25 protein-coding genes and 2 pseudogenes are annotated in these 24,360 nt (G+C 29.5%); 24 read left to right on the top strand and 3 right to left on the bottom strand.

Annotation, left to right across the window (positions count from 1 at the left end; genetic code table 11):
• Positions 1 to 97 precede the first annotated feature (97 nt).
• Positions 98 to 421 carry a DUF1540 domain-containing protein gene (locus BN899_RS14435; protein ID WP_042276790.1) on the bottom strand — a complete coding sequence of 108 codons (324 nt, stop codon included), beginning with the start codon at positions 419 to 421 and terminating at the stop codon, positions 98 to 100.
• Positions 422 to 542: 121 nt separating this feature from the next.
• Complete coding sequence (locus tag BN899_RS14430) at positions 543 to 863, bottom strand: hypothetical protein (protein ID WP_042276788.1); 321 nt, start codon at positions 861 to 863, stop codon at positions 543 to 545.
• 159 nt (positions 864 to 1,022) lie between these two features.
• Here BN899_RS14430 and BN899_RS14425 point away from each other — a divergent pair, with 159 nt between their 5' ends.
• The 23 genes and pseudogenes from BN899_RS14425 to BN899_RS14320 all read left to right on the top strand — a co-directional run bounded on the left by BN899_RS14425 (position 1,023) and on the right by BN899_RS14320 (position 23,718).
• On the top strand, positions 1,023 to 1,622 hold the full coding sequence (locus tag BN899_RS14425; protein WP_042276784.1) for a hypothetical protein: 600 nt from the start codon (positions 1,023 to 1,025) through the stop codon (positions 1,620 to 1,622).
• Positions 1,623 to 1,777: 155 nt separating this feature from the next.
• The gene (gene ruvC / locus BN899_RS14420; protein WP_042276782.1) at positions 1,778 to 2,287 is read left to right on the top strand and encodes a crossover junction endodeoxyribonuclease RuvC; all 510 of its coding nucleotides are present in this window, start codon (positions 1,778 to 1,780) and stop codon (positions 2,285 to 2,287) included.
• The gene (ruvA, locus tag BN899_RS14415; protein ID WP_042276779.1) at positions 2,280 to 2,903 is read left to right on the top strand and encodes a Holliday junction branch migration protein RuvA; all 624 of its coding nucleotides are present in this window, start codon (positions 2,280 to 2,282) and stop codon (positions 2,901 to 2,903) included. Before ruvC ends, ruvA begins: the two co-directional genes overlap by 8 nt.
• Complete coding sequence (gene ruvB, locus BN899_RS14410; RefSeq protein WP_147568582.1) at positions 2,896 to 3,912, top strand: Holliday junction branch migration DNA helicase RuvB; 1,017 nt, start codon at positions 2,896 to 2,898, stop codon at positions 3,910 to 3,912. Before ruvA ends, ruvB begins: the two co-directional genes overlap by 8 nt.
• 173 nt (positions 3,913 to 4,085) lie before the next feature.
• Positions 4,086 to 5,111 carry a tRNA preQ1(34) S-adenosylmethionine ribosyltransferase-isomerase QueA gene (gene queA, locus BN899_RS14405; RefSeq protein ID WP_042276777.1) on the top strand — a complete coding sequence of 342 codons (1,026 nt, stop codon included), beginning with the start codon at positions 4,086 to 4,088 and terminating at the stop codon, positions 5,109 to 5,111.
• A 9-nt stretch (positions 5,112 to 5,120) separates the two neighbouring features.
• Positions 5,121 to 5,630 carry a phosphate-starvation-inducible PsiE family protein gene (locus tag BN899_RS14400; RefSeq protein WP_042276775.1) on the top strand — a complete coding sequence of 170 codons (510 nt, stop codon included), beginning with the start codon at positions 5,121 to 5,123 and terminating at the stop codon, positions 5,628 to 5,630.
• A gap of 17 nt (positions 5,631 to 5,647) precedes the next feature.
• Entirely contained in the window at positions 5,648 to 6,769 is a 1,122-nt protein-coding gene (gene tgt / locus BN899_RS14395) for a tRNA guanosine(34) transglycosylase Tgt (protein ID WP_042276773.1), read from the top strand.
• A gap of 100 nt (positions 6,770 to 6,869) precedes the next feature.
• The gene (gene yajC, locus BN899_RS14390; protein WP_042276771.1) at positions 6,870 to 7,166 is read left to right on the top strand and encodes a preprotein translocase subunit YajC; all 297 of its coding nucleotides are present in this window, start codon (positions 6,870 to 6,872) and stop codon (positions 7,164 to 7,166) included.
• A gap of 58 nt (positions 7,167 to 7,224) precedes the next feature.
• Positions 7,225 to 7,587: a TIGR04086 family membrane protein gene (locus tag BN899_RS14385; RefSeq protein WP_042276769.1), complete on the top strand. Its 363-nt coding sequence runs from the start codon at positions 7,225 to 7,227 to the stop codon at positions 7,585 to 7,587.
• Between the two features lie 66 nt (positions 7,588 to 7,653).
• Positions 7,654 to 7,797 carry a six-cysteine ranthipeptide SCIFF gene (scfA, locus tag BN899_RS14380; RefSeq protein ID WP_071119480.1) on the top strand — a complete coding sequence of 48 codons (144 nt, stop codon included), beginning with the start codon at positions 7,654 to 7,656 and terminating at the stop codon, positions 7,795 to 7,797.
• A 194-nt stretch (positions 7,798 to 7,991) separates the two neighbouring features.
• A complete protein-coding gene (scfB, locus tag BN899_RS14375) occupies positions 7,992 to 9,374 on the top strand; it encodes a thioether cross-link-forming SCIFF peptide maturase (RefSeq protein ID WP_042276767.1) in 1,383 nt (460 codons plus the stop codon).
• A gap of 4 nt (positions 9,375 to 9,378) precedes the next feature.
• Complete coding sequence (locus tag BN899_RS14370) at positions 9,379 to 9,879, top strand: gamma carbonic anhydrase family protein (protein ID WP_042276765.1); 501 nt, start codon at positions 9,379 to 9,381, stop codon at positions 9,877 to 9,879.
• Positions 9,880 to 9,973: 94 nt separating this feature from the next.
• Complete coding sequence (locus BN899_RS14365) at positions 9,974 to 11,638, top strand: ABC1 kinase family protein (RefSeq protein ID WP_042276763.1); 1,665 nt, start codon at positions 9,974 to 9,976, stop codon at positions 11,636 to 11,638.
• 10 nt (positions 11,639 to 11,648) lie between these two features.
• Complete coding sequence (recJ, locus tag BN899_RS14360; protein ID WP_242824206.1) at positions 11,649 to 13,823, top strand: single-stranded-DNA-specific exonuclease RecJ; 2,175 nt, start codon at positions 11,649 to 11,651, stop codon at positions 13,821 to 13,823.
• Positions 13,805 to 14,146: a hypothetical protein gene (locus tag BN899_RS19920; protein WP_242824205.1), complete on the top strand. Its 342-nt coding sequence runs from the start codon at positions 13,805 to 13,807 to the stop codon at positions 14,144 to 14,146. The genes recJ and BN899_RS19920 overlap by 19 nt, the downstream gene beginning before the upstream one ends.
• 13 nt (positions 14,147 to 14,159) lie before the next feature.
• On the top strand, positions 14,160 to 14,672 hold the full coding sequence (locus BN899_RS14355) for an adenine phosphoribosyltransferase (RefSeq protein WP_042276760.1): 513 nt from the start codon (positions 14,160 to 14,162) through the stop codon (positions 14,670 to 14,672).
• 140 nt (positions 14,673 to 14,812) lie between these two features.
• Positions 14,813 to 17,032, top strand: a complete 2,220-nt coding sequence (locus BN899_RS14350) for a RelA/SpoT family protein (protein WP_042276757.1) — start codon at positions 14,813 to 14,815, stop codon at positions 17,030 to 17,032.
• 9 nt (positions 17,033 to 17,041) lie between these two features.
• Entirely contained in the window at positions 17,042 to 17,491 is a 450-nt protein-coding gene (gene dtd / locus BN899_RS14345; protein WP_042276754.1) for a D-aminoacyl-tRNA deacylase, read from the top strand.
• Positions 17,492 to 17,502: 11 nt separating this feature from the next.
• Positions 17,503 to 18,116, top strand: a pseudogene (locus BN899_RS20855) (MBL fold metallo-hydrolase).
• 104 nt (positions 18,117 to 18,220) lie between these two features.
• On the top strand, positions 18,221 to 19,693 hold the full coding sequence (gene hemZ / locus BN899_RS14335) for a coproporphyrinogen dehydrogenase HemZ (protein WP_042276750.1): 1,473 nt from the start codon (positions 18,221 to 18,223) through the stop codon (positions 19,691 to 19,693).
• The gene (hisS, locus tag BN899_RS14330; protein WP_042276748.1) at positions 19,683 to 20,945 is read left to right on the top strand and encodes a histidine--tRNA ligase; all 1,263 of its coding nucleotides are present in this window, start codon (positions 19,683 to 19,685) and stop codon (positions 20,943 to 20,945) included. Before hemZ ends, hisS begins: the two co-directional genes overlap by 11 nt.
• A gap of 165 nt (positions 20,946 to 21,110) precedes the next feature.
• Positions 21,111 to 22,901, top strand: coding sequence for an aspartate--tRNA ligase (gene aspS, locus BN899_RS14325; protein ID WP_042276746.1), 1,791 nt, complete (start codon positions 21,111 to 21,113; stop codon positions 22,899 to 22,901).
• A gap of 151 nt (positions 22,902 to 23,052) precedes the next feature.
• A complete protein-coding gene (locus BN899_RS14320) occupies positions 23,053 to 23,718 on the top strand; it encodes a Bax inhibitor-1/YccA family protein (RefSeq protein ID WP_042276744.1) in 666 nt (221 codons plus the stop codon).
• A gap of 34 nt (positions 23,719 to 23,752) precedes the next feature.
• On the opposite strand, the pseudogene BN899_RS21025 reads toward BN899_RS14320, so the two are convergent.
• Positions 23,753 to 23,857: pseudogene (locus tag BN899_RS21025) on the bottom strand (DUF2500 family protein); the annotation flags it as partial.
• Between the two features lie 212 nt (positions 23,858 to 24,069).
• Between BN899_RS21025 and BN899_RS14315 the strand changes: the two are divergent.
• A partial coding sequence (locus tag BN899_RS14315; protein ID WP_042276743.1) for a hypothetical protein occupies positions 24,070 to 24,360 on the top strand: 291 nt, incomplete at its 3' end.

Here is a 24,360-nt window from a genome sequence, read left to right as displayed (position 1 = left end):
TATAATTTTCAACCGCTAAGTTTTAGCAACGTACCTGATTTGTAGGTCGTTGACGATATGAGCGAAGCGAATTTTTATACTATGTAATTGTAATGGTTTATTTGTTTTTAAAGCTAGCACAGTATGTTTCTTCATAAAGATTAGCTTTAGGTGATTGAGTATCCACACTAATATTATCAAGCGTACAGACATTAGATGCATTGTAATTACAAGTTTTAACATTACATCCTATCATTGAACATGATCCACCACCATTAGTGTTATTAGTTAAAGTTCCATAATGTTCACCATCTAAAAATGTGCTACAGCAAGTATGAGTACTAGTGTGAGCTCTTTTTCCATTTACAGTTATTTTATTTGCATAACATACTCCTGAATTATTGTGAGAACAGTTTTTTACACTGCAGTTTATACTAGACATAATTTTACCTCCTAATAAATCTATTATTTATTAAAGAGTATTGCCAATAAATAAAAAAATATATCTTATAAAAATAAAAGTTAGTAAAAAAGAGGAAAATATATTATTTTCCTCTTTAAAATTAATTGTTGTTTTTAAATAGAGAATTAAAAATATCTTCCTTCATAAGTGCTTTAGCAACTAATGTAGATGAAGATGGTAAAGACCTAACTGGAGGCCATATCTCAAATAGTTCTTTTTCGTACTGATTAATATCATACTTCTCGCCATTTAATATTTTATCTTCAACGCTATTAGTAAAATCACGGATTTTTAAGAAATCATCTAACGTAAGTTCTTGAAATATAGAAGCTTTATGCTGTGGTTGTTTTAAAAATAAAATGTCTTGTTTGAATTGTAAAAAATCTATCTTATCGTAAATTATTTTAACATATGAACTCAAGGCAATCCCCCCTTTTAAGTCGAAAAATAAATGATACCTTATAATATGTATAAAATTAATGAAATGGGATAAAAATCTATATATAAATAATTTCTAAAATTTACCTAAAATTCTATAAAAAGAAATTTATAAAAAATATATGTAAAAGGAGGTAATTTTATGTTTGAAAAAAAAGAACAGTTTCCTTGGAAGATACCAGTATTAATTTTAACAGGTATAGTGGTATTAAGTGGTGGAATTTATATAGGAGTAAAAACTAGAAATATAGAACAAAATCATGTAAATACTACACAAAAAATCCAAGAGCCAGAAAAAACTAAAGATGCATTTGGGATAAGTAAAGATTGTGAAATATGGTTACATAAGAAAAATGAAGATGGAAGTGACTCTGGAAAGTCACCAGTTATGCTAGGTACAGTAGATAAGACATTGTTAGATAAAAGTGAAGAAGAAATAGTAGCATACTTTAAAAATAAGTATCCAGATAGAAAAGTTGAAAATCTAAGTAAATTTGAAATAATTCTATCTGAAACTATGACAGTAAATGATGCTTCAAAGAGTAATAAATTTTCGTTAGAAATAGATGATGGATTTATAGGACTTTATAAATATGATAAAGATGGGGCTAGATCATTAGTTGAGAAGACAGATATAGCAATAGATTCATTACCTAAAACAGTTCAAGATGAAATTAAAAAAGGTGTTACTGTAAACACAGAAGATGAAGCTTATGCAAGACTTGAAAATTTCGGAAGCTAAAATATAAAAGGACAACCTTAATAGGTTGTCCTTTTATATTTTATTTTCTTTTAAATATGTATATAAAGTGAATTTTGAGTATAGAAAAACTTATGATATAATATAAAAGAACATAAGTTTTGTGTAAAACAAACTTTATAGGAGGATTTATTGAGTTGATAATACTAGGAATAGACCCAGGAATAGCAATAATGGGCTATGGAGTTATAGAATATAAAAATAATAAATTTAGAGTAATAGATTATGGGGCAGTTACAACGCCAGCTCATACAGACACACTAAAAAGATTAGAAACTATATACAAAGGAACTGATCTTTTAATAAAGAAGTATAATGTTGATGAGGTTGGAATAGAAGAATTATTCTTTAATAAAAATGTAAAAACAGCTATAACAGTAGCACAAGCTAGAGGTGTAACTATGCTTGCATGTGCGCATAATGGTAAATCTGTATATGAATACACTCCTCTTCAAGTTAAGCAAGGTGTAGTAGGATATGGTAGAGCCCAAAAAGCACAAGTTCAGCAAATGGTTACATCATTTTTAAATTTAAAACAAGTACCAAAACCAGATGACGTAGCTGATGCACTAGCAGTAGCGATATGTCATGCTCACGCAAATAGGCTTGAGAAAACTCTAAAAAATATTGGAGGTAAATATGTATAGTTATATAAAGGGAAGTATAGAGGAAATTCGTTTAGATAGTATAGTTATAGAAAATAATGATATAGGATATAAAATAAATGCATCATCTAATACAATAAAAGACTTACAATTAGGGAAAATGGCTAAAATATATACTAGGCTGATTGTAAGAGAAGATGATATGAGTCTTTGTGGGTTCTCAACTCAAGAAGAAATGAAGATGTTTGAATTATTAACATCAGTATCAAAAATAGGACCTAAGGTTGGGCTTGCTATACTTTCTTTTGCATCTCCAGGCCAACTAGGTGCATATATATTAAGTGAAGACATAGCAAAACTTTCTAAAGCACCAGGAGTAGGTAAAAAGACAGCAGAAAGAATAATTTTAGAACTAAAAGATAAGGTAGATAAGACTACTGTAGAGTTTGAGCCAACATTGCTTTCAAGTGCACCAATAGGAATATCTCAAGATGAAGCTGTAGATGCTTTACTTGCACTTGGATATTCAGCACCTGAAGCTAAAGAAGCAGTTGAAAGATGTAAGAAAGACGGACTTAATACAGAAGATATAATAAAAAAAATCTTTAACATACATAATGAGCAAATCATTAAGATAGGGGGAGGTTTAAGTGTTTGATTTTGAAGATGAAAATAGAATTATAACATCAGGTATGCAAAATGAAGATGTAGATATAGAAAATAATTTAAGACCTAAATCTTTAGATGATTATCTAGGACAAGAAAAAGCTAAAGAGCAATTAAAAATATTTATAGAAGCTGCAAAATCTAGAAATGAACCACTAGACCATGTTCTTTTATACGGACCACCAGGACTTGGTAAAACAACTCTATCAAGTATAATCGCCAATGAAATGGGAGTTAATTTAAGAATAACATCAGGTCCAGCAATAGAAAGGGCGGGAGATTTAGCAGCGATACTTACAAATTTAAATGAAAATGACGTACTATTTATAGATGAGATACACCGTATAAATAGAAGTGTTGAAGAAGTATTATACCCTGCAATGGAAGATTACTGCTTAGATATAATAATAGGTAAAGGTCCTTCAGCTAGAAGTATAAGACTTGACCTTCCTAAATTTACATTAATAGGAGCAACTACTAGAGCGGGGATGCTTACTAATCCTCTTAGAGATAGATTTGGAGTTATTTGTAAACTAGATTACTATACAGTAGATGAATTAGCTAAAATAGTAATAAGATCAGCTGAAATTTTAGGTGCCGAAATTCAAATAGGTGGAGCAACTGAAATTGCTAAACGCTCTAGAGGGACGCCAAGAATAGCAAACAGACTTTTAAAAAGAGTTAGAGATTATGCCCAAGTTAGAGCGGATGGAAATATAACTGATGAAGTAGCAAATAGCGCGCTAGAACTTTTAGGTGTAGATTCATTAGGTTTAGATTATGTAGATGAAAAATTATTAATGACTATAATAGAAAAGTTCAGAGGCGGTCCTGTAGGATTAGACACATTAGCAGCATCTATAGGAGAAGATAGAAATACTATAGAAGATGTTTATGAGCCTTATTTACTTCAATTAGGATTTATAAATAGAGGACCAAGAGGTAGAATAGCAATGCCACTTGCATATGAGCATCTAAACATAGCTCTTCCTAATAAGTAAGAATAAATATATAAAAATCAAAATAAAATAATAAATTAAAATAAAATAATAATGTAGATTATATACATCATAAAAACACAAAATATAAATAAAAACAGTTGCGTTATATGGTAAAATTGAATTTTTTTTGTTATTATGTAAGTTGTATAAAATTTTGGAAAGGAAGTTGAATTTTGAAGACGAGTGACTTTTACTTTGACCTACCAGAAGAATTAATTGCTCAAGTTCCTATAAAAGATAGATCTAGTTCTAAATTAATGGTACTAGATAAGGAAAGTGGAGAAATTGAGCATCGTATTTTTAAAGATGTAGTTGATTATTTAAATCCAGGAGACTGTTTAGTTCTTAATAATACTAGAGTTATACCTGCTAGATTAATAGGAGAAAAGGTTGATACTGGTGGAAAAATAGAATTTTTATTATTAAAAAGAACAGAAGAAGATACTTGGCAAGCGTTAGTTAAGCCAGGTAAAAGGGCGAAAGTTGGAACGAAGTTTTCCTTTGGAAATGGAAAATTAATAGGAGAAGTAGTGGACTTAGCAGAAGAAGGATCTAGAATAGTTAAATTCCATTATGAAGGAATATTTGAAGAAGTTTTAGATGAATTAGGAAATATGCCACTACCACCATATATAACAGAAAGATTAGAAGAAAGAGAAAGATACCAAACTGTTTATTCAAAGCATAATGGATCAGCAGCGGCACCTACAGCAGGTCTACATTTTACAAATGATTTATTAGAAGAGATAAAGGCAAAAGGTGTAGATATAGCATTTGTTACACTTCATGTAGGACTAGGAACATTTAGACCAGTTAAGGTTGATGATGTATTAAATCATGAAATGCACTCAGAATACTATATGGTAGACAAAGAAGCAGCTGAAAAAATTAATAAAGCTAAGAAAAATGGTAAAAATGTAATATGTGTAGGGACAACTAGTTGTAGAACAGTTGAATCGGCAAGTAGTGAAGATGGAATTATAAAAGAAAGTAGTGGATGGACAAATATATTTATCTACCCAGGATATAAATTTAAAATGGTAGATAGACTGATAACTAATTTCCATTTACCAGAATCTACATTAATAATGTTAGTAAGTGCATTATCAAGTAAAGACAGTGTATTAAATGCATATGATGTAGCAGTAAAAGAAAGATACAGATTTTTCAGCTTTGGAGATGCTATGATTTTAAAATAGGGGGAGCAAATGAAAAACATAGATAAGAGTAATTTGTCGTTAAGAGTAGCGTATATCTTTGAATCCATTTTATCAATGGTAGTTTTAATTGCCGTATTTTTAGGAACTATAGATGTACTAAGAATGATATGGACAGCATATATAGTAGAATTTCGAACGCCGGTTGAATATAGCCAGCTAAATGACATGCTAGGTCAAATACTGCTTTTAGTTATAGGTGTTGAACTTGTAGTAATGTTATCATTACATATACCAGGTGCACTATTAGAAGTACTTTTATATGCTATAGCAAGAAAAATGTTACTTCTTCCTAAATCTGGAGGGATGGGAGAGATTTTACTGGGTGTAATTGCAATAGCAGGACTATTTGCTATTAGAAAATACTTACTAACTGATGATAATAGTAATATGAACATAACCAGTATTCACTATGAAGATTGCGATGAAATAGAGGACCCTGAAGAATGTAAAAGATGCAGGGAACAAAGCTTAAAGGGCGCTAATGACGTAAAAAATTAATACTAAGGAGAAATAATATGAGTGCAGTAAGATATGAGCTTATAAAAACTTGTAAGCAAAGTGGTGCAAGATTAGGAAGATTGCATACACCACATGGAGTTATAGAGACGCCTATATTTATGCCAGTTGGAACTCAAGCTACAGTAAAAGCAATGACTCCAGAAGAATTAAAAGAAATAGGATCACAAATAATATTAAGTAATACTTATCATTTATACATGAGACCAGGTCACGAGCTTGTTAAAGAGGCTGGTGGACTTCATAAATTTATGAATTGGGATAAACCAATACTTACAGATAGTGGAGGATTCCAAGTATTTAGTTTAGGGCCACTTAGAAAAATAACAGAAGAAGGTGTACACTTTAGATCTCATATAGATGGATCTAAGCATTTTATAAGTCCAGAAAAAGCTATGGAAATACAAAATGCTCTAGGTTCAGATATAATGATGGCATTTGATGAATGCGCACCATATCCAGCAGATAGAGAGTATGTAAAAAACTCTTTAGAAAGAACAACTAGATGGTTAAAAAGATGTAAAGAAGCTCACACAAATACAGAAAACCAAGCGTTATTCGGAATAATACAAGGTGGAATGTATAAAGATTTAAGAGAGCAATCTGCAAAAGAAATATTAGAACTTGACTTACCAGGATATGCAGTAGGTGGACTAAGTGTTGGAGAGCCAAAGCACTTAATGTATGAAGTATTAGACTATACAGTACCTTTAATGCCAGAAGATAAACCAAGATACCTTATGGGGGTTGGAAGTCCTGATGACTTATTAGAAGGTGTTATAAGAGGGATAGATATGTTTGACTGTGTTTTACCTACTCGTATAGCTAGAAATGGTACAGCAATGACAAGTGTTGGTAAAGTAGTTGTAAGAAATGCAAAATATGCAAAAGACTTTACACCACTAGATCCAAACTGTGATTGTTATTGTTGTAAAAATTACACAAGGGGTTATATAAGACACTTAGTTAAGGCTAATGAAATATTAGCATCAAGACTTATAACTACTCACAACTTACACTTCTTATTAAATTTAATGAAGCAAGTAAGAGAAGCTATAATGGAAGACAGATTATTAGATTTTAAAGATGAATTCTTTAAAGCATATGGATATGAATTATAGAATTTGAGCGAACTTTTTTCTATGAATTCTAAATGTTTTAATATATAATGATTATAATAAATAAATATAAATAATATAATTTACAAAGGAGAGTAAAATAATGCCTGGACAAACACAATCTATAATAATGGCAGTAGTTATGTGGGTAGTAGTATTTGGAGTATTCTACTTCTTATTCATAAAGCCACAAAAGAAAAAGGAAAAGCAACTAAAAGAAATGAGAAATACCTTATCAGTTGGAGATAAAGTAGTAACTATAGGTGGAATAGTTGCTAATGTTGCTAAAGTTGAAGAAGATGTTGTAGTATTAGAATTAGGACCAAACAGAACTAAAGTACCATTTGAAAAATGGGCTATAGGAACTGTTGAAAGTGCTAAACACGAATCAGCAGAATAATTTGGAATTTAGATACCTTCCCTCGAATATATATGTATTAATGAGGGGAGGTATTTTTATGGAAAAAACAAATCATGTTCTAAAAGGGTTAGGATATTCATATATATTAACGCTAGCAACATTATTAATATATAACCTATTCCTTACTTTTACGAGTGTATCAGGAAATACAATAGCGATGGCATCATCAGCTATAACTACAGTTTCGGCAGCATTTGGAGGGTTTTATGCTTCAAAGCACATAAAAGAAAAGGGGCTTATATATGGCCTTTTAGTTGGTCTTATGTACATAGTATGTCTTATGGTAATAGTATTTTTAGCAAAGGAAAATTTCGCAGTTGAAATTGACATGCTATATAAAGTGTTGTTAGTATCTCTATCTGGTGGTATCGGCGGGGTTCTAGGAGTAAACTTCAAATAAATTTTCCATATAATGAAAATTTATGATATAATCAGTTTAGAAAAATTTAGTAGGAGGTAATTTAAAATGGAAAAGAAACATGTAAAAACTTTATCTAGCGCTACTTTAAAGGAAAGTGCAGCAAAAGGTGGATGTGGTGAATGTCAAACTTCTTGCCAATCAGCTTGCAAAACTTCTTGTACAGTTGCAAACCAAGAGTGCGAAAGATAATAATATTTAATAGATATAAAAGTGAGGCGCCATATAATATGGCGTCTTTTTTATTGCAGGTATATAATTCCAAAGCAGGATTGATTATGGAATAATATTGCCTATATTTTACATAAGTTATATAATGGACATTAGGTTAAATTTCATCCAGAAAAAATGTGTTGATATAGATAACAATTTAGGAGGAGATACATATGAGTATGATACATAAGTTTTCAATGAACGGATATAATATTGTTTTAGACGTAAACGGAGGAGCGGTTCACGTAGTTGATGATGTAGCTTATAAATTAGTAGATAGCTATAAAGAAAAAAATAAAGATGAAATAATAAAAGAGCTTCAAAATGAATATTCAGTAGAAAAAATAAATGAAGCATACGATGAAATTAAAAACTTAGAAGAAGAAGAAGGTCTTTTATATACAGAAGATACTTATAGCACTCATCCAAGTTTCATAAACAGAAAGAAAGTAGTCAAAGCTTTATGTTTACACGTTGCCCATGATTGTAACTTAAAATGTAAATACTGCTTTGCTGCACAAGGAGATTTTGGTGGAGCTAAAGAAATGATGAGTTTTGAAGTTGGTAAGAAAGCAATAGACTACCTAATAGATAACTCAGGAAGCAGAAGAAACTTAGAGATAGATTTCTTCGGTGGAGAGCCACTAATGAACTTTGATGTAGTTAAGCAATTAGTAGAATACGGAAGAAAAGTAGAAAAAGACTATAATAAAAATATAAGATTCACTATGACTACAAATGGTGTATTATTAGATGATGAAAAAATAGATTACATAAATGAACATATGCATAATGCAGTTTTAAGTTTAGATGGTAGAAAAGAAATAAATGATAATATGAGACCTACTTTAAATGATAAAGGAAGTTATGATGTTATACTACCTAAGTTTAAAAAGCTTATAGAAAGTAGACCAAAAGACAAATACTACTACATAAGAGGAACATTTACTAGAGAGAACTTAGACTTTGCTAAAGATGTTATGCATTTTGCTAATGAAGGATTTGCTTCTACATCAATAGAGCCAGTTGTAGGAGAAGAATCAAATCCATATGCACTTAGAGAAGAAGACATGCCAAAAGTATTTGAAGAATATGAAAAATTAGCAGTAGAATATGCTGATATGAAGTTAAAAGGGGAAATGAAAGATTTCACATTCTTCCACTTTGTAGTAGACTTAAATCAAGGTCCATGTGTAATAAAGAGAATAACTGGGTGTGGTGCAGGTAATGAATACTTATCAATAACACCAAATGGAGATATATATCCATGTCACCAATTCGTTGGAAATGAAGATTACAAAATGGCAAATATAATGGATGAAGAAATAGTATTCCCTAAAGAATTAACAGAAAGTTTTAGAAATGCTCACGTTTACAGTAAAGAAGATTGTCAAAAATGTTGGAATAAATTCTACTGTTCAGGTGGATGTCATGCAAATGCAACTAATTTCAATAATGATGTAATGAAACCTTACGAACTTGGATGTGAAATGCAAAAGAAACGTACAGAATGTTCAATAATGATACAAGCAAAATTAATGCTAGAAGGAGAATAAGACTATGATTAAGGCCTACCAAGGTATAGAACCTAAGATTGACGAAACGGTATTTGTTGCGAAGTCAGCGGATATAATAGGAAATGTTACTATAGGAAAAAATGCGAATATTTGGTATAACGCAGTTTTAAGAGCTGATGAGCAACATATAACTATAGGAGAAAATACAAATATACAAGATGGAAGTGTAGTTCATATATCACATGATGCACCTACTATAATTGGTAAAAATGTAACGGTAGGTCATAAAGCATTAATACATGGATGTAAAATAGGGGATAATACTTTAATAGGTATGGGATCTATAGTTTTAGATAATGCTGAAGTTGGAGAATATACATTACTTGGAGCAGGAAGTTTAGTTCCTCCAGGTAAATGCATTCCATCAGGAGTACTAGCTATGGGATCTCCTGCAAAGGTAATAAGAGAATTATCTGAAGAAGAAAAACAAAATCTTAAAAAATCTGCATTAAAATATATAGAAACTGCAAATAATCATAAGTAATAAAACTAAAAGGGCAATCTTGTAATTGCCCTTTTTATTTTATAAAATAAATTTATAATATATTGCAGATTAAGCAACCTAGGAGTGGTGAAGCATGAAAATAAGTTATAAAAACTTAAGAAGATATAGGGAGATAGTACGCATATTAATTAAATATGGATTTACATTTATTGTAGAAAAATTAAATATAGAAGGTGTGGCCTATAAGATACCAATAACTAACCCTCCTGAGGAAATAAAAAATATGTCTACTGGAGAAAAAGTAAGAAGAGTTATTGAAGAACTAGGACCTACATATGTGAAATTAGGACAAATACTAAGCACAAGAAAAGATTTGGTAGACCAAGACATAATTGATGAACTATCTAAATTAAGAGATAGCGTAGAAGCCTTTGATACAGAAATAGCAAGAAATATTTTTAAAGAAGAGATAGGACAATCTGTAGATGATGTATTTGAAGAATTTAACAATAATCCATTAGCAGCAGCATCTATAGGACAAGTTTATCAAGCTAAATTAAAAACTGGAGAAGACATTATAGTAAAAATTCAAAGACCGAATATAGAAGAAACTATAAAGTCAGATTTAGAGATACTAAGGGGAATGGCAGTAGCTTTAAAAGATTTAAATAAAGATATAGAGATAGATTTAGTTTCCATAGTTGAAGAATTTCAAACTCAATTATTAAGAGAATTAGACTACAACTTTGAAGCTATAAATGCCATAAAATTCAAAAAAATATTTAAAGATAGTGATGAAGTTTATATACCTGAAGTCTACAGTGAATACACAACAAGAAAAGTGTTGGTAATGGAAACGATAATAGGGGTAAAATTAAGTGATATAGATAAAATTAATGAATTAGGATGGGATACTAAAAAAGTAAGTGAGATAGGAATAAGATCTTTATTCACACAAATATTTGAGCATGGATTTTTTCATGCAGATCCTCATCCAGGCAACATTTTTGTATTAAGTAAAAACTGTATATCCTATATAGACTTTGGAATGATCGGGATAATTGATAAAAAAACTTTAAATATGCTAGATGAAATAGCAATAGCCTTAGTAGAAAAAAATGTAGATAAAATAATATATATATTAATGGAAATGGACTCAGTTCACGCAGATATAGATACAAATAGCTTAAGACAAGACTTATTATATTTAATACATTATTATTATGATGTTCCAATAGAGAGACTTAGTCTAGGAGATATATTAAATGAAATATTTAGATTCCTTAGAAAATATAAGGTGACAGTACCTTCACAACTTGCAACTTTAGCAAAAACTATTATAACATTAGAAGGAACTGCTAGAGAATTAAATCCAGACTTTTCAGTTAGTTCTATAGGTAGTGAATTTATGCAACATTATTATTTGAGTAAACTTAATCCTAAAAGAATACTTATGAATTCAAAACATAGTGCAGAGGCAATGTTATTAGACTTAAAAACTATACCGAAGCAAATGAAAGTAATTCTTAGCAACTTAGAAAAAAATAATATAAAAATTTCAATAGATGAAGTTAAATTCTCTGCTTTAGAAAAAAGAATAACAGACTCAGCAACGCAGCTGTCATTAAGTTTAGTGTTAGCAGCTATGGTAGTTGGATCATCCTTAATAATTGCATCTCCAAATATGGATAAAAATATATGGATAAATATTATGGCAGGTACGGGATTTTTCTTATCATTTATAATAGGTATATTATTAGTTATAAAGACTTTAAGATCTCAATATAAAAAGAGATAGAGGTGGGAGAATGATATTAAACAAAAAATGGATATTAAAGCATACAGGGAATTTGAGAGAAAGCGAATTTAGTCAAAAACTTAATATTTCCCCGGAAATTAGTCAAATATTAAAAAATAGAGGCATAAACAACGAAAAAGATTCAGAAATATTTATGAATCCTTCATTAGAGTATCTTAGAGACCCATTCTTAATGAAAGATATGAAGAAAGCTGTAGACAGAATAAAAAAAGCAATAGAAAACAATGAAAATATATGGATTTATGGGGATTATGACGTAGATGGAGTATCATCAACATCTATATTATGTATATATTTTAGTTCCATAGGATATCCCGTTAATTATTATATTCCAAATAGATTAGAAGAAGGATACGGAATTAATGAAGATGCAATAAGACATATACATTCAAATGGTTGTGACTTAATGATAAGTGTTGACTGCGGAATTACATCTGTAAAAGAAGTAGAAGTAGCTAATGAATTAGGCCTAGATGTAATAATAACAGACCATCATGAATGTCAAAGTGAAATACCAAAGGCTTATGCAGTTATAAATCAAAAGCAAGAAGACTGTAATTATCCATTTGATATGTTATGTGGATGTGGAGTGGCATTTAAACTTATACAAGCATTAACTCCTGAAGATATATTTAAAACTAGTTTATATGATTATTTAGAAATAGTAACCCTAGCTACAATTTGTGACGTTGTGCCACTGGTAGATGAAAATAGAATAATTGTAAAAAACGGATTAAAATTAATGAGTGAAGGTAAAAATCTAGGATTAAAGGAGCTTATAAAAGTATGCGGAATAGAAAGCGATAAAATAGGTTCGTCACATATAGGTTTTGCAATTGGTCCTAGAATAAATGCATCTGGAAGATTAGGACATTCATATCTTGGAGTACAATTATTTACAACTAATAGTACTGAAGAAGCAAAAGAAATAGCTAACTTATTAGAAGAAAAAAACAATGAAAGGCAAATGATAGAAGCTAAAATGTATCAAGAAGCTGAAGCCATTATTGATTCTAATCCTAAATATCAAGACGATAAAGTATTAGTTATAGCTAAAGAAGGATGGCAACATGGTATAATTGGGATTGTTGCATCTAAGCTTACAGAAAAATACTATAAACCAACAGTACTTTTAACGATAGAAGATGGTGAAGCTACAGGTTCTGCAAGATCTATAAAAGGATTTAGTATATTTGATGCATTAGTAAAGTCTAAAGACTTGTTAAATAAGTTTGGAGGGCATGACCAGGCGGCAGGGTTAGGTCTTGATGCAGATAAAGTAGCTTTATTAGATGAGCAAGTTAATAAATTTGCAAATTATAACTTAGAAGAAGAAGACTTGATAGAAAAAGTTAAAGTAGAATATGAACTAAAAGATAAATCTATAAGTTTAGACTTAGTAGAGGAACTTCATAAGCTAGAGCCATTTGGAATGAGTAATCCAAATCCTAGATTTATAGTAAGAGATGCAATACTTAAAGATATACGTGCTATAGGAAAAAATCAACAACATCTAAAGCTAAAAATAGAAAAAGAAAATCAGCATGACTGTATTGGATTTAATATGGCATATCTAAAGAGTGGATACAATATTGGAGATAAAGTAGATGTATTGTTTCAATTAGATGAAAATAACTTTATGGGAAATAGAAGTGTTCAATTTTTGCTTAAAGATATAAGATTATCTCATCCGAAAAATGTTAATGGCGATGAAGGAAGTATAGAATTATTTTCAAATATTGTACCAGATGAAAATAAACTGTATAATATTAGTTCGGTGAATTCGGATATTATATGTAGTAAAATGAATACAAGTGATATAAAAGAAGCTATAAATGGAAATGAAAATATAAATATATTCGATTATCTAGGTGAAAAAACTTTAGTAATAGCAAATACTATTAATGGATTTTATAGAGCATTATCGGATATAACTCTTATGGATGAAGAATTTAATATAAATTACAACAATATTAGTCAGAATAATGACAATATAACACTTATATTTTCACCAAACATTGAAAAAATTGATTTAAAAGATATAATAATATTGTTCTTTATGATTATTTGTATAATATGGGGGATTATTCTTATTTATGTGAAAAAACGAATAATACAACTTCAATTATCAAATATTATAGCCAAGTGGATTTATTATATTTAAAAAATATAATAAATCATTTAATTCCAGAAAGACAGGAATTTATAGGAGTATATAAATTAGCTTTATTACAAAATGAATTAGAAGTAGATTTGCTAGATTTAAAGAAGGTATTCAATATAATACCTTTAAAGCTATTTACGATCTTAAATATATTTAAAGAATTGTCATTATTAGATTTTGAGTTGAAATGTAACCAGGATTATAAAACAAAATCTATTTTAATAAAATCATTACCAAAGCCAGACAAAAAATTAAATTTAGATGAAAGTAAAATACTTAATAATCTAAAGAGGCTAAAACAAGAATACGAGGAAAGCTATTAGGAGGCACTCAAAGATGGATTTAAAGAAAGTAATAAGAGAAGTAGAAAATTTCCCAAAAGAAGGTATAAACTTCAAAGATATAACAACATTAATGCAAGATGGAGAAGCTTTTAAATTTACAATAGATGAGTTTATAAAAGATTTAAAAGATAAAAATGTAGATGTAATAGTAGGACCAGAAGCAAGAGGATTCTTAATGGGAACACCAGTTGCTTATGGAATGGGAATTGGATTTGTTCCAGTTAGAAAACCAGGAAAATTACCATATGAAGTAGAAAGCTATGATTATGGATTAGAGTATGGATTAGATACATTAGAAATACATAAAGATGCAATAAAACCAGGACAAAGAGTAGCAATAGTTGATGATTTATTAGCTACAGGTGGAACTATGGAAGCTGCAGCTAACCTTATAGAAAAATTAGGTGGAGAAGTAGTATCTATGCAATTTTTAATAGAGCTAGAGTTCTTAAAGGGAAGAGACAAGTTATCAAAATATGATGTTAACTCTCTTGTAAAATACTAGTAATTTAACAATAGTTGGTATAACACCAACTATTTTAATATATATATAATTTGAAAATAATACGCAGCGGATTTTAAGAAACAAATAAATTATTTGTTTTAATTGTCTTAGCGAACTTCATACTTAAAATAGGTGATATTATGCATGATAACGAGATAAAAGAACTGATAAAAAATATAAAAGACTATGCACCAAATGCGGATGTTAGTCTAGTAGAAAAAGCTTATTACTTTGGGAAAAATGCACATGAGGGGCAATTTAGAAAATCAGGAGAGCCGTATTTTATACATCCAATAGCAGTAGCAAATATTTTAGCTTCAATGGAATTAGATATAGAGACTATATCAGCTGGACTTTTACATGATGTTGTAGAAGATACAGAATATACTTATGAAGATATAGAAAAAGAATTTTCAAAAGAAATAGCGGACTTAGTAGATGGAGTAACAAAGCTTGGTCAAATAAAGTATCAATCAAAAGAAGAAACTCAAGCTGAAAATCTAAGAAAAATGTTTTTAGCAATGGCTAAAGATATAAGGGTAATACTTATAAAACTTGCAGATAGACTACATAATATGAGAACTTTAAAGTTTATGCCGCCAGAAAAAGCTAAATCAAAGGCGAAAGAAACATTAGAAATATATGGTGGAATAGCTAATAGATTAGGTATCTCTATGATAAAGTGGGAGTTAGAGGACTTAGCACTAAGATATATAGACCCAGAAGGTTATTATGAATTAGTTGAGAAAGTAGCTAAAAAAAGAAGTCAAAGAGAAGCATATATAGAAAACATACTTAAACTACTTAATGACAAATTTGAAAGTGTAAAAATAAAGTGTGAAGTTTATGGAAGACCAAAACACTTCTATAGTATATATAGTAAAATGCAAAATAAGCATAAAAACTTTGATGAAATATATGATTTAACTGCAATAAGAATAATAGTAGATACAGTAAAAGACTGTTATGCAGTACTTGGTATGGTACATACTCTATGGACACCTATTCCAGGGCGATTTAAAGACTATATAGCAATGCCAAAGCCTAATATGTATCAAAGTCTTCACACAACAGTTATAGGACCAGATGGAGAGCCTGTAGAGATTCAAATAAGAACTATGGAAATGCATAATATAGCTGAATACGGTATAGCAGCTCACTGGAAATATAAAGAAGGAAATACAAATGTAGGACAAGCAAATGTAGAAGAAAAACTTCAATGGCTAAGACAAATGATGGAGTGGGAAAAAGACCTTAAAGATCCACAAGAGTTTTTAGATGCATTAAAGGATGATGTATTTAACAGCCAAGTTTATGTATTTACACCGAAAGGGGATGTAGTAGAACTTCCAGCAGGAGCTACTCCTATAGATTTTGCATATAGAGTTCATACTAATGTAGGTAATAAATGCGTAGGGGCTAAAATTGATGGAAGAATAGTTACAATTGATTATAAACTTCAAAATGGAAATATAGTAGAAATATTAACTTCAGCCAACTCTAACGGACCAAGTAGAGACTGGTTAACTATTGTTAAAACACCAAATGCAAAAAGTAGAATTAGACAATGGTTTAAAAAAGAAAGAAGAGAAGAAAATATAGAACGTGGTATGTCTATCTTAGAAAAAGAATTTAAAAAATATGATTTACCATTAACTAAAGACCCATTTATAGATAAATATATGCAACAAATAGCTAAGAAATTTAACCAACCTACAATTGATGACTTAGTAGCAACAATAGGATATGGTGGAATAATGGCATCTCAAGTTGTACCAAAGGTAAGAGATGCATATGAAAAAGAAGTTAAAAAAATAAACAAAGAACAAATTAAATTAAATGAACTAAATGATATAAATAAGCACAATTTAACGGATCAAGAATATAAAAGTAAAAGAAAAAATAGTAACCCTCAAGGAATTACAGTAAAAGGATTAGATAATATTTTAGTTAGATTCGCTAAATGTTGTAATCCACTTCCAGGAGATGAAATAGTTGGATATATTACTAAAGGAAGAGGGGTAGCTGTTCATAGATTAGACTGTCCAAATGCAAATTTAGATGGGAACTTCTTCCAAAAAAGGTTGGTAGATGTTTCTTGGAGCAACTCAGAAAATGGTAAATTTGAAGCGGAGATACAAATAAGAGCAACGGACAGAAGAGGCGTAATAAATGATATAACCCATGTGGTTGCGGTAGATAAGGTTGCTTTAAATGGAATAAATGCTAGAAAAGGAAGAGATGGTGTAATAAGTGTTAATTTATTAGTAGAAGTTAATGATATAAGAGAATTAAATTTACTAATGAAAAAAATAAAATCTACTCCAGGCGTTGAAGACATTTACAGAGTTATAAACTAGGAGGAATTTATGAGAGCAGTAGTACAAAGAGTATCTTCTTCAAAAGTTACAGTAGAAAATAATGTAATAGGTCAGATAAATAAAGGATTACTTGTTTTACTTGGAGTAACTCATGAAGATACATCTAAAGACGTAGATTATATGATAGATAAAATACTTAACCTAAGAATATTTGAAGATGAAAATGATAAAATGAATTTATCTTTAAAAGATGTAGGTGGAGAACTATTAGTAGTATCTCAATTCACTTTATATGGTGATTGCAGAAAAGGTAAAAGACCAAGTTTTTCAAATGCAGCAAGGCCAGATTTAGCAACTAAGCTTTATGAAGAATTTATTCAAAAAGCAAAAGAGCAAGATGTAGTAGTGGGTACAGGTCAATTCGGCGCTCATATGATGGTAGACTTAACTAATGATGGACCTGTTACAATGTTATTAGAGTCAAATAAAAGTTTCTAAGGGGGATATTTATGATTATAGAAAAAATCGTTGAACCATATTTTGGTGAAAATATGTATGTACTAGTTGACGAAAAAACTAAGAAATGTGCAGTAGTAGACCCAGGCGGAGCAAAAGAGAAGGTACTAAATTATATAAAACAAAACTCATTAAAGCTTGAATATATACTACTTACTCATGGTCATGGAGATCATATAGGAGCAGTAAACTATATTAAATCTCAGACAGGAGCTAAGGTGGTAGCTCATAGTGAAGAAAGAGATCTTTTATTAGACAAAAGAAAAATTTAAGCTATTCTATGCACTGTGGAGCACAAGAATTAGATGCAGATATATATGTAAATGATAAAGATAAACTTGATTTAGGTGAGTTAAGATTAACTTTCTTACATACACCAGGACATACAAAAGGATGTATGTGTATAAGAGTTAATAATGAAATGTTTACAGGAGACACATTATTTGCAGGAAGTATAGGTAGAACAGACCTTTACAGCGGAGATTATAAGCAAATAGAAAAATCTCTTAGAAAACTAGCTAAATATGAAGACAATGTAAATATATACCCAGGACATGGACCAAGCTCAACTTTAGGTATAGAAAAGATGAGCAACCCATATATGTAATAGTTAACAAAACTACTTCATAGGCAACTACTAATTTATACAATTAGTAGTTATCCAATCTTATGGGTACTAGTTAAGCATTAAAGATAAAAGGAGTAGTTAAGATGATTGATATAATTTTAAAAGGTCATGATTTTAAATACGAAGTTTCTGAATTAGTAAAATTATTTACTAATAATTTTAGATTTGTTGAAAACAAAGACCTTGGAAGAACTTTAGAAAACAGTATTATAATTCACAATAATACTTTAATATCTAAAACTCAATATTTTGAAAATTTTAATGTTAGATTTGAAGAAAGAGAACATTGTAGTTTAGAAGGTTTATCAGAACAAGAATCTAAAAAGGTTACTAAAGAAACTATTAAAAGAAGTATATACAAGGTATTACAAAAATTATTTAATTCTTATGTACCTTGGGGTATACTTACAGGAATTAGACCTGTTAAGATAGTTCACACATTACTTAGTGAAGGAAAAAGTGATGAACAAATAAGAGATATTTTAAGTACTAATTATCTTATAAGTGATGAAAAAGTTGAATTAGCTTTAGAAATTGCTAAAAGAGAAAGAGTATTTATGTACCCAATAGATAAAAATAAAATTTCTTTATATGTAAGCATACCATTTTGCCCAACAAGATGTTATTATTGCTCATTCCCTGCAAATCCCCTAAAGCAATTTGGACATTTCAAAAAAGAATATGTAAATAAGCTTATAGAAGAGATCAAAGGTATCGCAAAAATAATAAAGGATACTAATAAAGAAATAGAAACTTTATATATTGGTGGAGGAACTCCTACTACTTTAGATGAAGAAGAAATGGATACTTTAATCACAGCTTTATTTAAAGAAATGGATTTAAGTAAAATAAAAGAGTTTACAGTAGAAGCAGGAAGACCGGATACTATAAACAGAGGAATACTTGAGGTACTAAAAAAGCATAATGTAACTAGAATAAGTATAAATCCTCAAACTATGAATGATGAAACTTTAGAGAAAATTGGTAGAGGACATAAGGTTTCTGAAATAATAGAATGTTTTAATATTGCTCGTGAACTAGGTTTTGATAATATTAATATGGACGTTATACTAGGTCTTGAAGGTGAAACTTTAGAACATGTTCGTCATACATTAGAAGAAATAAAAAAACTTTCACCAGAGAGCTTAACTGTTCATACTTTAGCTATAAAGAGAGCTTCTAAATTAAAAGAAGACCTTGATAAGTATGAACTTACAAAATATGAAGAAATGATACAAATGATAGAATTATCTATGAAATATGCACGTGAAATGGGGTTAAACCCATATTATATGTATCGTCAAAAGCATATGTTAGGAAATTTAGAAAATATAGGATATGCAAAAGAAGGATATGAGTGTATATATAATATTCAAATAATGGAAGAAAAACAAAGCAACTACGCATTAGGGGCAGGGTCTATTTCAAAGTTTGTATATGTAGATGAAGATAGAATTGAAAGAGTAGAAAACGTAAAAAATGTTGAGCAATATATAGATAGAGTAGAAGAAATGATAGAGAGAAAGAAAGAGGAGGTATATAAAAATGTTAACTAAGGCTCCTAGAGGAACTAAGGACATAACTCCAAAAGATGCTTATAAATGGAATTATGTAGAAAATAAATTTAGAGAAGTTTGTGCGTTATTTGGATATGAGGAAATGAGAACTCCAGTATTTGAACATACTGAACTTTTCAAAAGAAGTGTTGGAGATACAACAGATATAGTACAAAAAGAAATGTACTCATTTACAGATAAGGGTGAAAGAGATATAACTTTAAAGCCAGAAGGAACTGCTGGGGTAGTTCGTGCATTTATTGAAAATAAATTATATGCAGATACTCAACCAACAAAGTTATTTTATATAACTCCTTGCTTTAGATATGAAAGACCACAAGCTGGTAGACAAAGACAATTCTACCAATTTGGTATTGAAGCACTAGGCAGTGATAAGCCATCAATAGATGCAGAAGTTATAGCTTTAGCTGTACAATTTTTTGGTGAAGTAGGACTTAAAGACTTAGCTGTAAGTATAAACTCTGTTGGATGTCCAGCTTGTAGAGCAAAATACAATGAGTTATTAAAAGAATATCTTGATAAAAAAGCAGATGTATTATGTGATACTTGTCTAGAAAGAAAAGATAAAAATCCGATGAGAGTTATAGACTGTAAAGTTCCAACTTGTAAGGAAAACTTAACAGATATACCTTTTATGGCTGACCATATATGTGATGATTGTAAAGATCACTTTGAGAAATTACAAGAATACTTAACTGAAATGGAAGTAAAATTTGTAATTGATAAAACTATAGTTAGAGGACTTGATTACTATAAGAAAACTGCTTTTGAAATAATATCTAATGACATCGGATCACAAAGTACAGTTTGTGGTGGTGGAAGATATGATGGATTAGTAGAACAATTAGGCGGACCTAAAGGTGTAAGTGGTATAGGGTTTGGATTAGGAGTTGAAAGATTATTATTAACTTTAGAAAATAATAATATAGAAATAGAAAATCCAACATCTACTGATATATTCATAGTAACAATTGGAGATAAAGCTAAAACTAAGAGCTTTAAATTATTAAAGGACTTAAGAACTAACCACATAAGTGCAGATAATGACCACTTAGATAGAAGTGTTAAGGCTCAGTTTAAGTATTCAGATAAAATAAATGCTAAATTTACTATAGTTATAGGTGATGATGAGTTAGATAATGACAGTGCAACTCTTAAAAATATGGCTACATCAGAGCAAACTACTATAAAATTAAGCGAAATAGTAAAAGAGCTAAAAGATAGGTTATAATTTTAATAATTAGATATAAATATTAATAAATAATAGGTTAAATTATAAAATTTTAGCTATCTAGTATAAAATTATGCTAGATAGCTAATTATTTGACTTATAGAGAAATAAAACGTAAAATATAAAATTATAATATAAATGAAATTAAAACCTGGAGGGGAAGTAATGGAGACTCTAAACGGATTAAAAAGAACTCACTACTGTGGGGACTTAAGAGAGCAAAACATTGACGAAGAAGTTGTACTTATGGGATGGGTACAAAAGAAAAGAAACTTAGGTGGACTAGTATTCGTTGACTTAAGAGATAGAAGTGGATTATGTCAAATAATATTTGATACGGATGTTAATGCAGAAGCTTTTGCTAAAGCTGAAAAATTAGGATCAGAATATGTTATAGCTGTTAAAGGTAAAGTAGCTGAGAGATCATCTAAAAACCCTAACATGCCAACTGGAGATATAGAAATATTTGCAACTGAGCTTAAAGTGTTAAATAAATCAGAAACTCCACCAATATATATAAAAGATGACGACAATGTTTCGGAAGAATTAAGATTAAAATATAGATACTTAGACTTAAGAAAGCCATCTATGCAAAATACATTAATGCTAAGAAGTAGAGTAGCAAATATAGTAAGAAATTACTTAAGCTCAAACAACTTCTGTGAAATAGAAACACCTTTCTTAATAAAACCAACTCCAGAAGGAGCTAGAGATTACTTAGTACCAAGTAGAGTTAACGAAGGTAAATTCTACGCATTACCACAATCACCACAATTATTTAAACAATTACTAATGGTAAGTGGTATGGATAGATACTTCCAAATAGTTAAGTGTTTCAGAGATGAAGACTTAAGAGCTGATAGACAACCCGAGTTTACTCAAATAGACTGTGAAATGTCTTTCGTTGAGCAAGAAGATGTTATGGCTATAATGGAAAAAATGGTACAAACTATATTTAAAGAAATATTAAATGTAGAAGTAAGTTTACCACTTCCAGTTATGAAATATGCTGAAGCTATGGAAAGATATGGTTCAGACAAGCCAGATACTAGATTTGGATATGAATTAACTAATATATCTGACATAGTTAAAAACTGTGGATTTGGAGTATTTGCTAATGCTACTAAAGATGGAATGAGTGTTAGAGGTATAAATGTTGAAGGTAAATCTGATGAAATAAGCAAAAAACAACTAAGTAAAATAGAAGACCATGCTAAGACTTACAAGGCTAAAGGTCTTGCTTGGATGAGAATAGGAGCTAATAGAGAAGTAACTTCTCCAATAGCTAAGTTCTTCACACCGGAAGAATTAACAGCAATATTAGATAGAATGAATGCTAAAGAAGGTGACTTATTATTATTCGTTGCTGATAAAAATACTGTAGTATTTGATGCATTAGGACAAGTTAGACTTGAAGTTGCAAGAAGACTTGACTTATTAGATAATAGTGTTTACAAAATGTTATGGGTAACTGAATTCCCAGTATTTGAAGAAGATGAAGAAACAGGAAGAATGATAGCTAAGCACCACCCGTTCACATCTCCTATGGATGAAGACATAGAAAGATTAGAAGGTGATGATAAAGCATCTCTAAGAGCTAAAGCTTACGATATAGTTATAAATGGATACGAAGTAGGTGGAGGAAGTGTTAGAATATTTAATGCTGACGTTCAAAAGAAAATGTTCAAAGCATTAGGATTAAGTGATGAAGAAGCTAATGAAAAATTCGGATTCTTATTAGACGCTTTCAAATATGGAACTCCTCCTCATGCAGGTATAGCATTTGGCCTTGATAGACTTGTAATGATACTTGCTGGAACTACTAACATCAAAGATGTTATAGCATTCCCTAAAAACCAAAGTGCAGTTTGTCCAATGACAAATGCTCCAGCACCAGCTGATACTGCACAACTTGAAGAATTAAGTATAAAAGTTGACATAGCTGATAAAGAATAGAAATTTTAATTCTATTTAAAAAAGGGTAGAGCTTAACAATAGCTCTGCCCTTTACTATTTAGTTTTAGAATTAATTTTTATAAAGCTTAATATATAATTATAATGGGTAAAAATAATAAAAAGAATAAATTAAATTTTTTAGGAGAGTAATATGAGTAAAAAAATAGTAAACCCAATGGCAGAGATATTTAGATGTCTTGCTATTTCAGTATTATTTATGTTTATAGGCTTTTTAGTTGGACCAAGAATTTTACCACCAACTGTAGTTTATTATGCAAATAAAATCGTAATGTTTATAATGATAGGGCTTTTAATATTAGCATTATGTTCAAGAAAGAGTATAATACCTAGAAGTTTCTCAATGAATTTTGTATATGCTTTTACGTTTATAGATGGTATACTTCTTTATCCACTTTTAGGGTACTATCTACAAGATTTAGGTAGCAATCTAGTAATAACAATATTAATAGGTACAATAGTTTTATTTGGTGTACTATCATTAATATCGTATAAAAAAGAAGCAGGACATTTTCTTGGAATGGGAAAAATATTACTATCAGGATTAATAGCGTTAATAGTTCTATCTATAGTTAACATATTTATAGGTGGGACGACTTTAAATATAGGAATAAGTTTAATAGGAGTAGTAATTTTCTCTGGATACGTATTATATGATATAAGTTTAATAAAATATGATATCCAAAGTGGAATGTTACAAGAAAGAAATGATTTATCTATACATGTACTTAATCTTTATTTAGATTTTATTAATATATTATTAGATTTATTAGGCATAGCATCAAGTTTAGATGATTAATATAAAAAGTTGCATAATTAATTATGCAACTTTTTTACTGTTCTCTATTAAATTCTAAAAATCTAGTTCCTTGAAACTTAAGTTTTCCATAATCATTTTCACAAATCATACCATAATTTTTACAACTAACCTCAAATTCTAATCTATCCTTACTTTAAAATTCAAATATAACATAGTAATTAGTATAGCTACAACCAAATTCTCCACCAGTATAAATTACTTCATCCATAATAAAATCCCCAAATTAAAAAATAGTTAATTTAATTATAATAAATAATATATCAAAAAAAGGGTAAGAAAGGTTACAATTAAATAGAGCTTAATAGGAAATAGAGATACTAGGAGGAAGTTGTGATATTAAAAATTATAATAAATCTTGTTTTGGGGTTAAATGTATTTTTCTATGCTATAGAAGATAAAAAGTATTTAGATAAGTTAAGTGCACCAATTATTTTAATCATAATATGTATTAGTTTAGCTTTATATATTTTATCTAATTTGAATTTTATGAGAAAAAATAAATTGAAAATATTATTATTTAACTTATTATATATATCAATTGTATCTTATATATTCTCACCTTTATTAGTTTTAGCAGGACCAATGGCAGTAGAGTTTATAGAAACTAAGGAATATGACAAT

It is taken from the genome of Faecalimicrobium dakarense (assembly GCF_000499525.1).
Lineage (GTDB): Bacteria > Bacillota > Clostridia > Peptostreptococcales > Peptostreptococcaceae > Faecalimicrobium > Faecalimicrobium dakarense.
This window is presented reverse-complemented; position numbering and strand designations above follow the sequence as displayed.

What these genes read in the sequence shown, in the direction of transcription:
- BN899_RS14435 (WP_042276790.1), bottom strand. Translation starts at nt 421, where the DNA reads ATGTCTAGTATAAACTGCAGTGTAAAAAACTGTTCTCACAATAATTCA.
- BN899_RS14425 (WP_042276784.1), top strand. Translation starts at nt 1,023, where the DNA reads ATGTTTGAAAAAAAAGAACAGTTTCCTTGGAAGATACCAGTATTAATT.
- ruvA (WP_042276779.1), top strand. Translation starts at nt 2,280, where the DNA reads ATGTATAGTTATATAAAGGGAAGTATAGAGGAAATTCGTTTAGATAGT.
- BN899_RS14400 (WP_042276775.1), top strand. Translation starts at nt 5,121, where the DNA reads ATGAAAAACATAGATAAGAGTAATTTGTCGTTAAGAGTAGCGTATATC.
- tgt (WP_042276773.1), top strand. Translation starts at nt 5,648, where the DNA reads ATGAGTGCAGTAAGATATGAGCTTATAAAAACTTGTAAGCAAAGTGGT.
- yajC (WP_042276771.1), top strand. Translation starts at nt 6,870, where the DNA reads ATGCCTGGACAAACACAATCTATAATAATGGCAGTAGTTATGTGGGTA.
- BN899_RS14385 (WP_042276769.1), top strand. Translation starts at nt 7,225, where the DNA reads ATGGAAAAAACAAATCATGTTCTAAAAGGGTTAGGATATTCATATATA.
- scfA (WP_071119480.1), top strand. Translation starts at nt 7,654, where the DNA reads ATGGAAAAGAAACATGTAAAAACTTTATCTAGCGCTACTTTAAAGGAA.
- scfB (WP_042276767.1), top strand. Translation starts at nt 7,992, where the DNA reads ATGAGTATGATACATAAGTTTTCAATGAACGGATATAATATTGTTTTA.
- BN899_RS14370 (WP_042276765.1), top strand. Translation starts at nt 9,379, where the DNA reads ATGATTAAGGCCTACCAAGGTATAGAACCTAAGATTGACGAAACGGTA.
- BN899_RS14365 (WP_042276763.1), top strand. Translation starts at nt 9,974, where the DNA reads ATGAAAATAAGTTATAAAAACTTAAGAAGATATAGGGAGATAGTACGC.
- recJ (WP_242824206.1), top strand. Translation starts at nt 11,649, where the DNA reads ATGATATTAAACAAAAAATGGATATTAAAGCATACAGGGAATTTGAGA.
- BN899_RS14355 (WP_042276760.1), top strand. Translation starts at nt 14,160, where the DNA reads ATGGATTTAAAGAAAGTAATAAGAGAAGTAGAAAATTTCCCAAAAGAA.
- BN899_RS14350 (WP_042276757.1), top strand. Translation starts at nt 14,813, where the DNA reads ATGCATGATAACGAGATAAAAGAACTGATAAAAAATATAAAAGACTAT.
- dtd (WP_042276754.1), top strand. Translation starts at nt 17,042, where the DNA reads ATGAGAGCAGTAGTACAAAGAGTATCTTCTTCAAAAGTTACAGTAGAA.
- hemZ (WP_042276750.1), top strand. Translation starts at nt 18,221, where the DNA reads ATGATTGATATAATTTTAAAAGGTCATGATTTTAAATACGAAGTTTCT.
- hisS (WP_042276748.1), top strand. Translation starts at nt 19,683, where the DNA reads ATGTTAACTAAGGCTCCTAGAGGAACTAAGGACATAACTCCAAAAGAT.
- aspS (WP_042276746.1), top strand. Translation starts at nt 21,111, where the DNA reads ATGGAGACTCTAAACGGATTAAAAAGAACTCACTACTGTGGGGACTTA.
- BN899_RS14320 (WP_042276744.1), top strand. Translation starts at nt 23,053, where the DNA reads ATGAGTAAAAAAATAGTAAACCCAATGGCAGAGATATTTAGATGTCTT.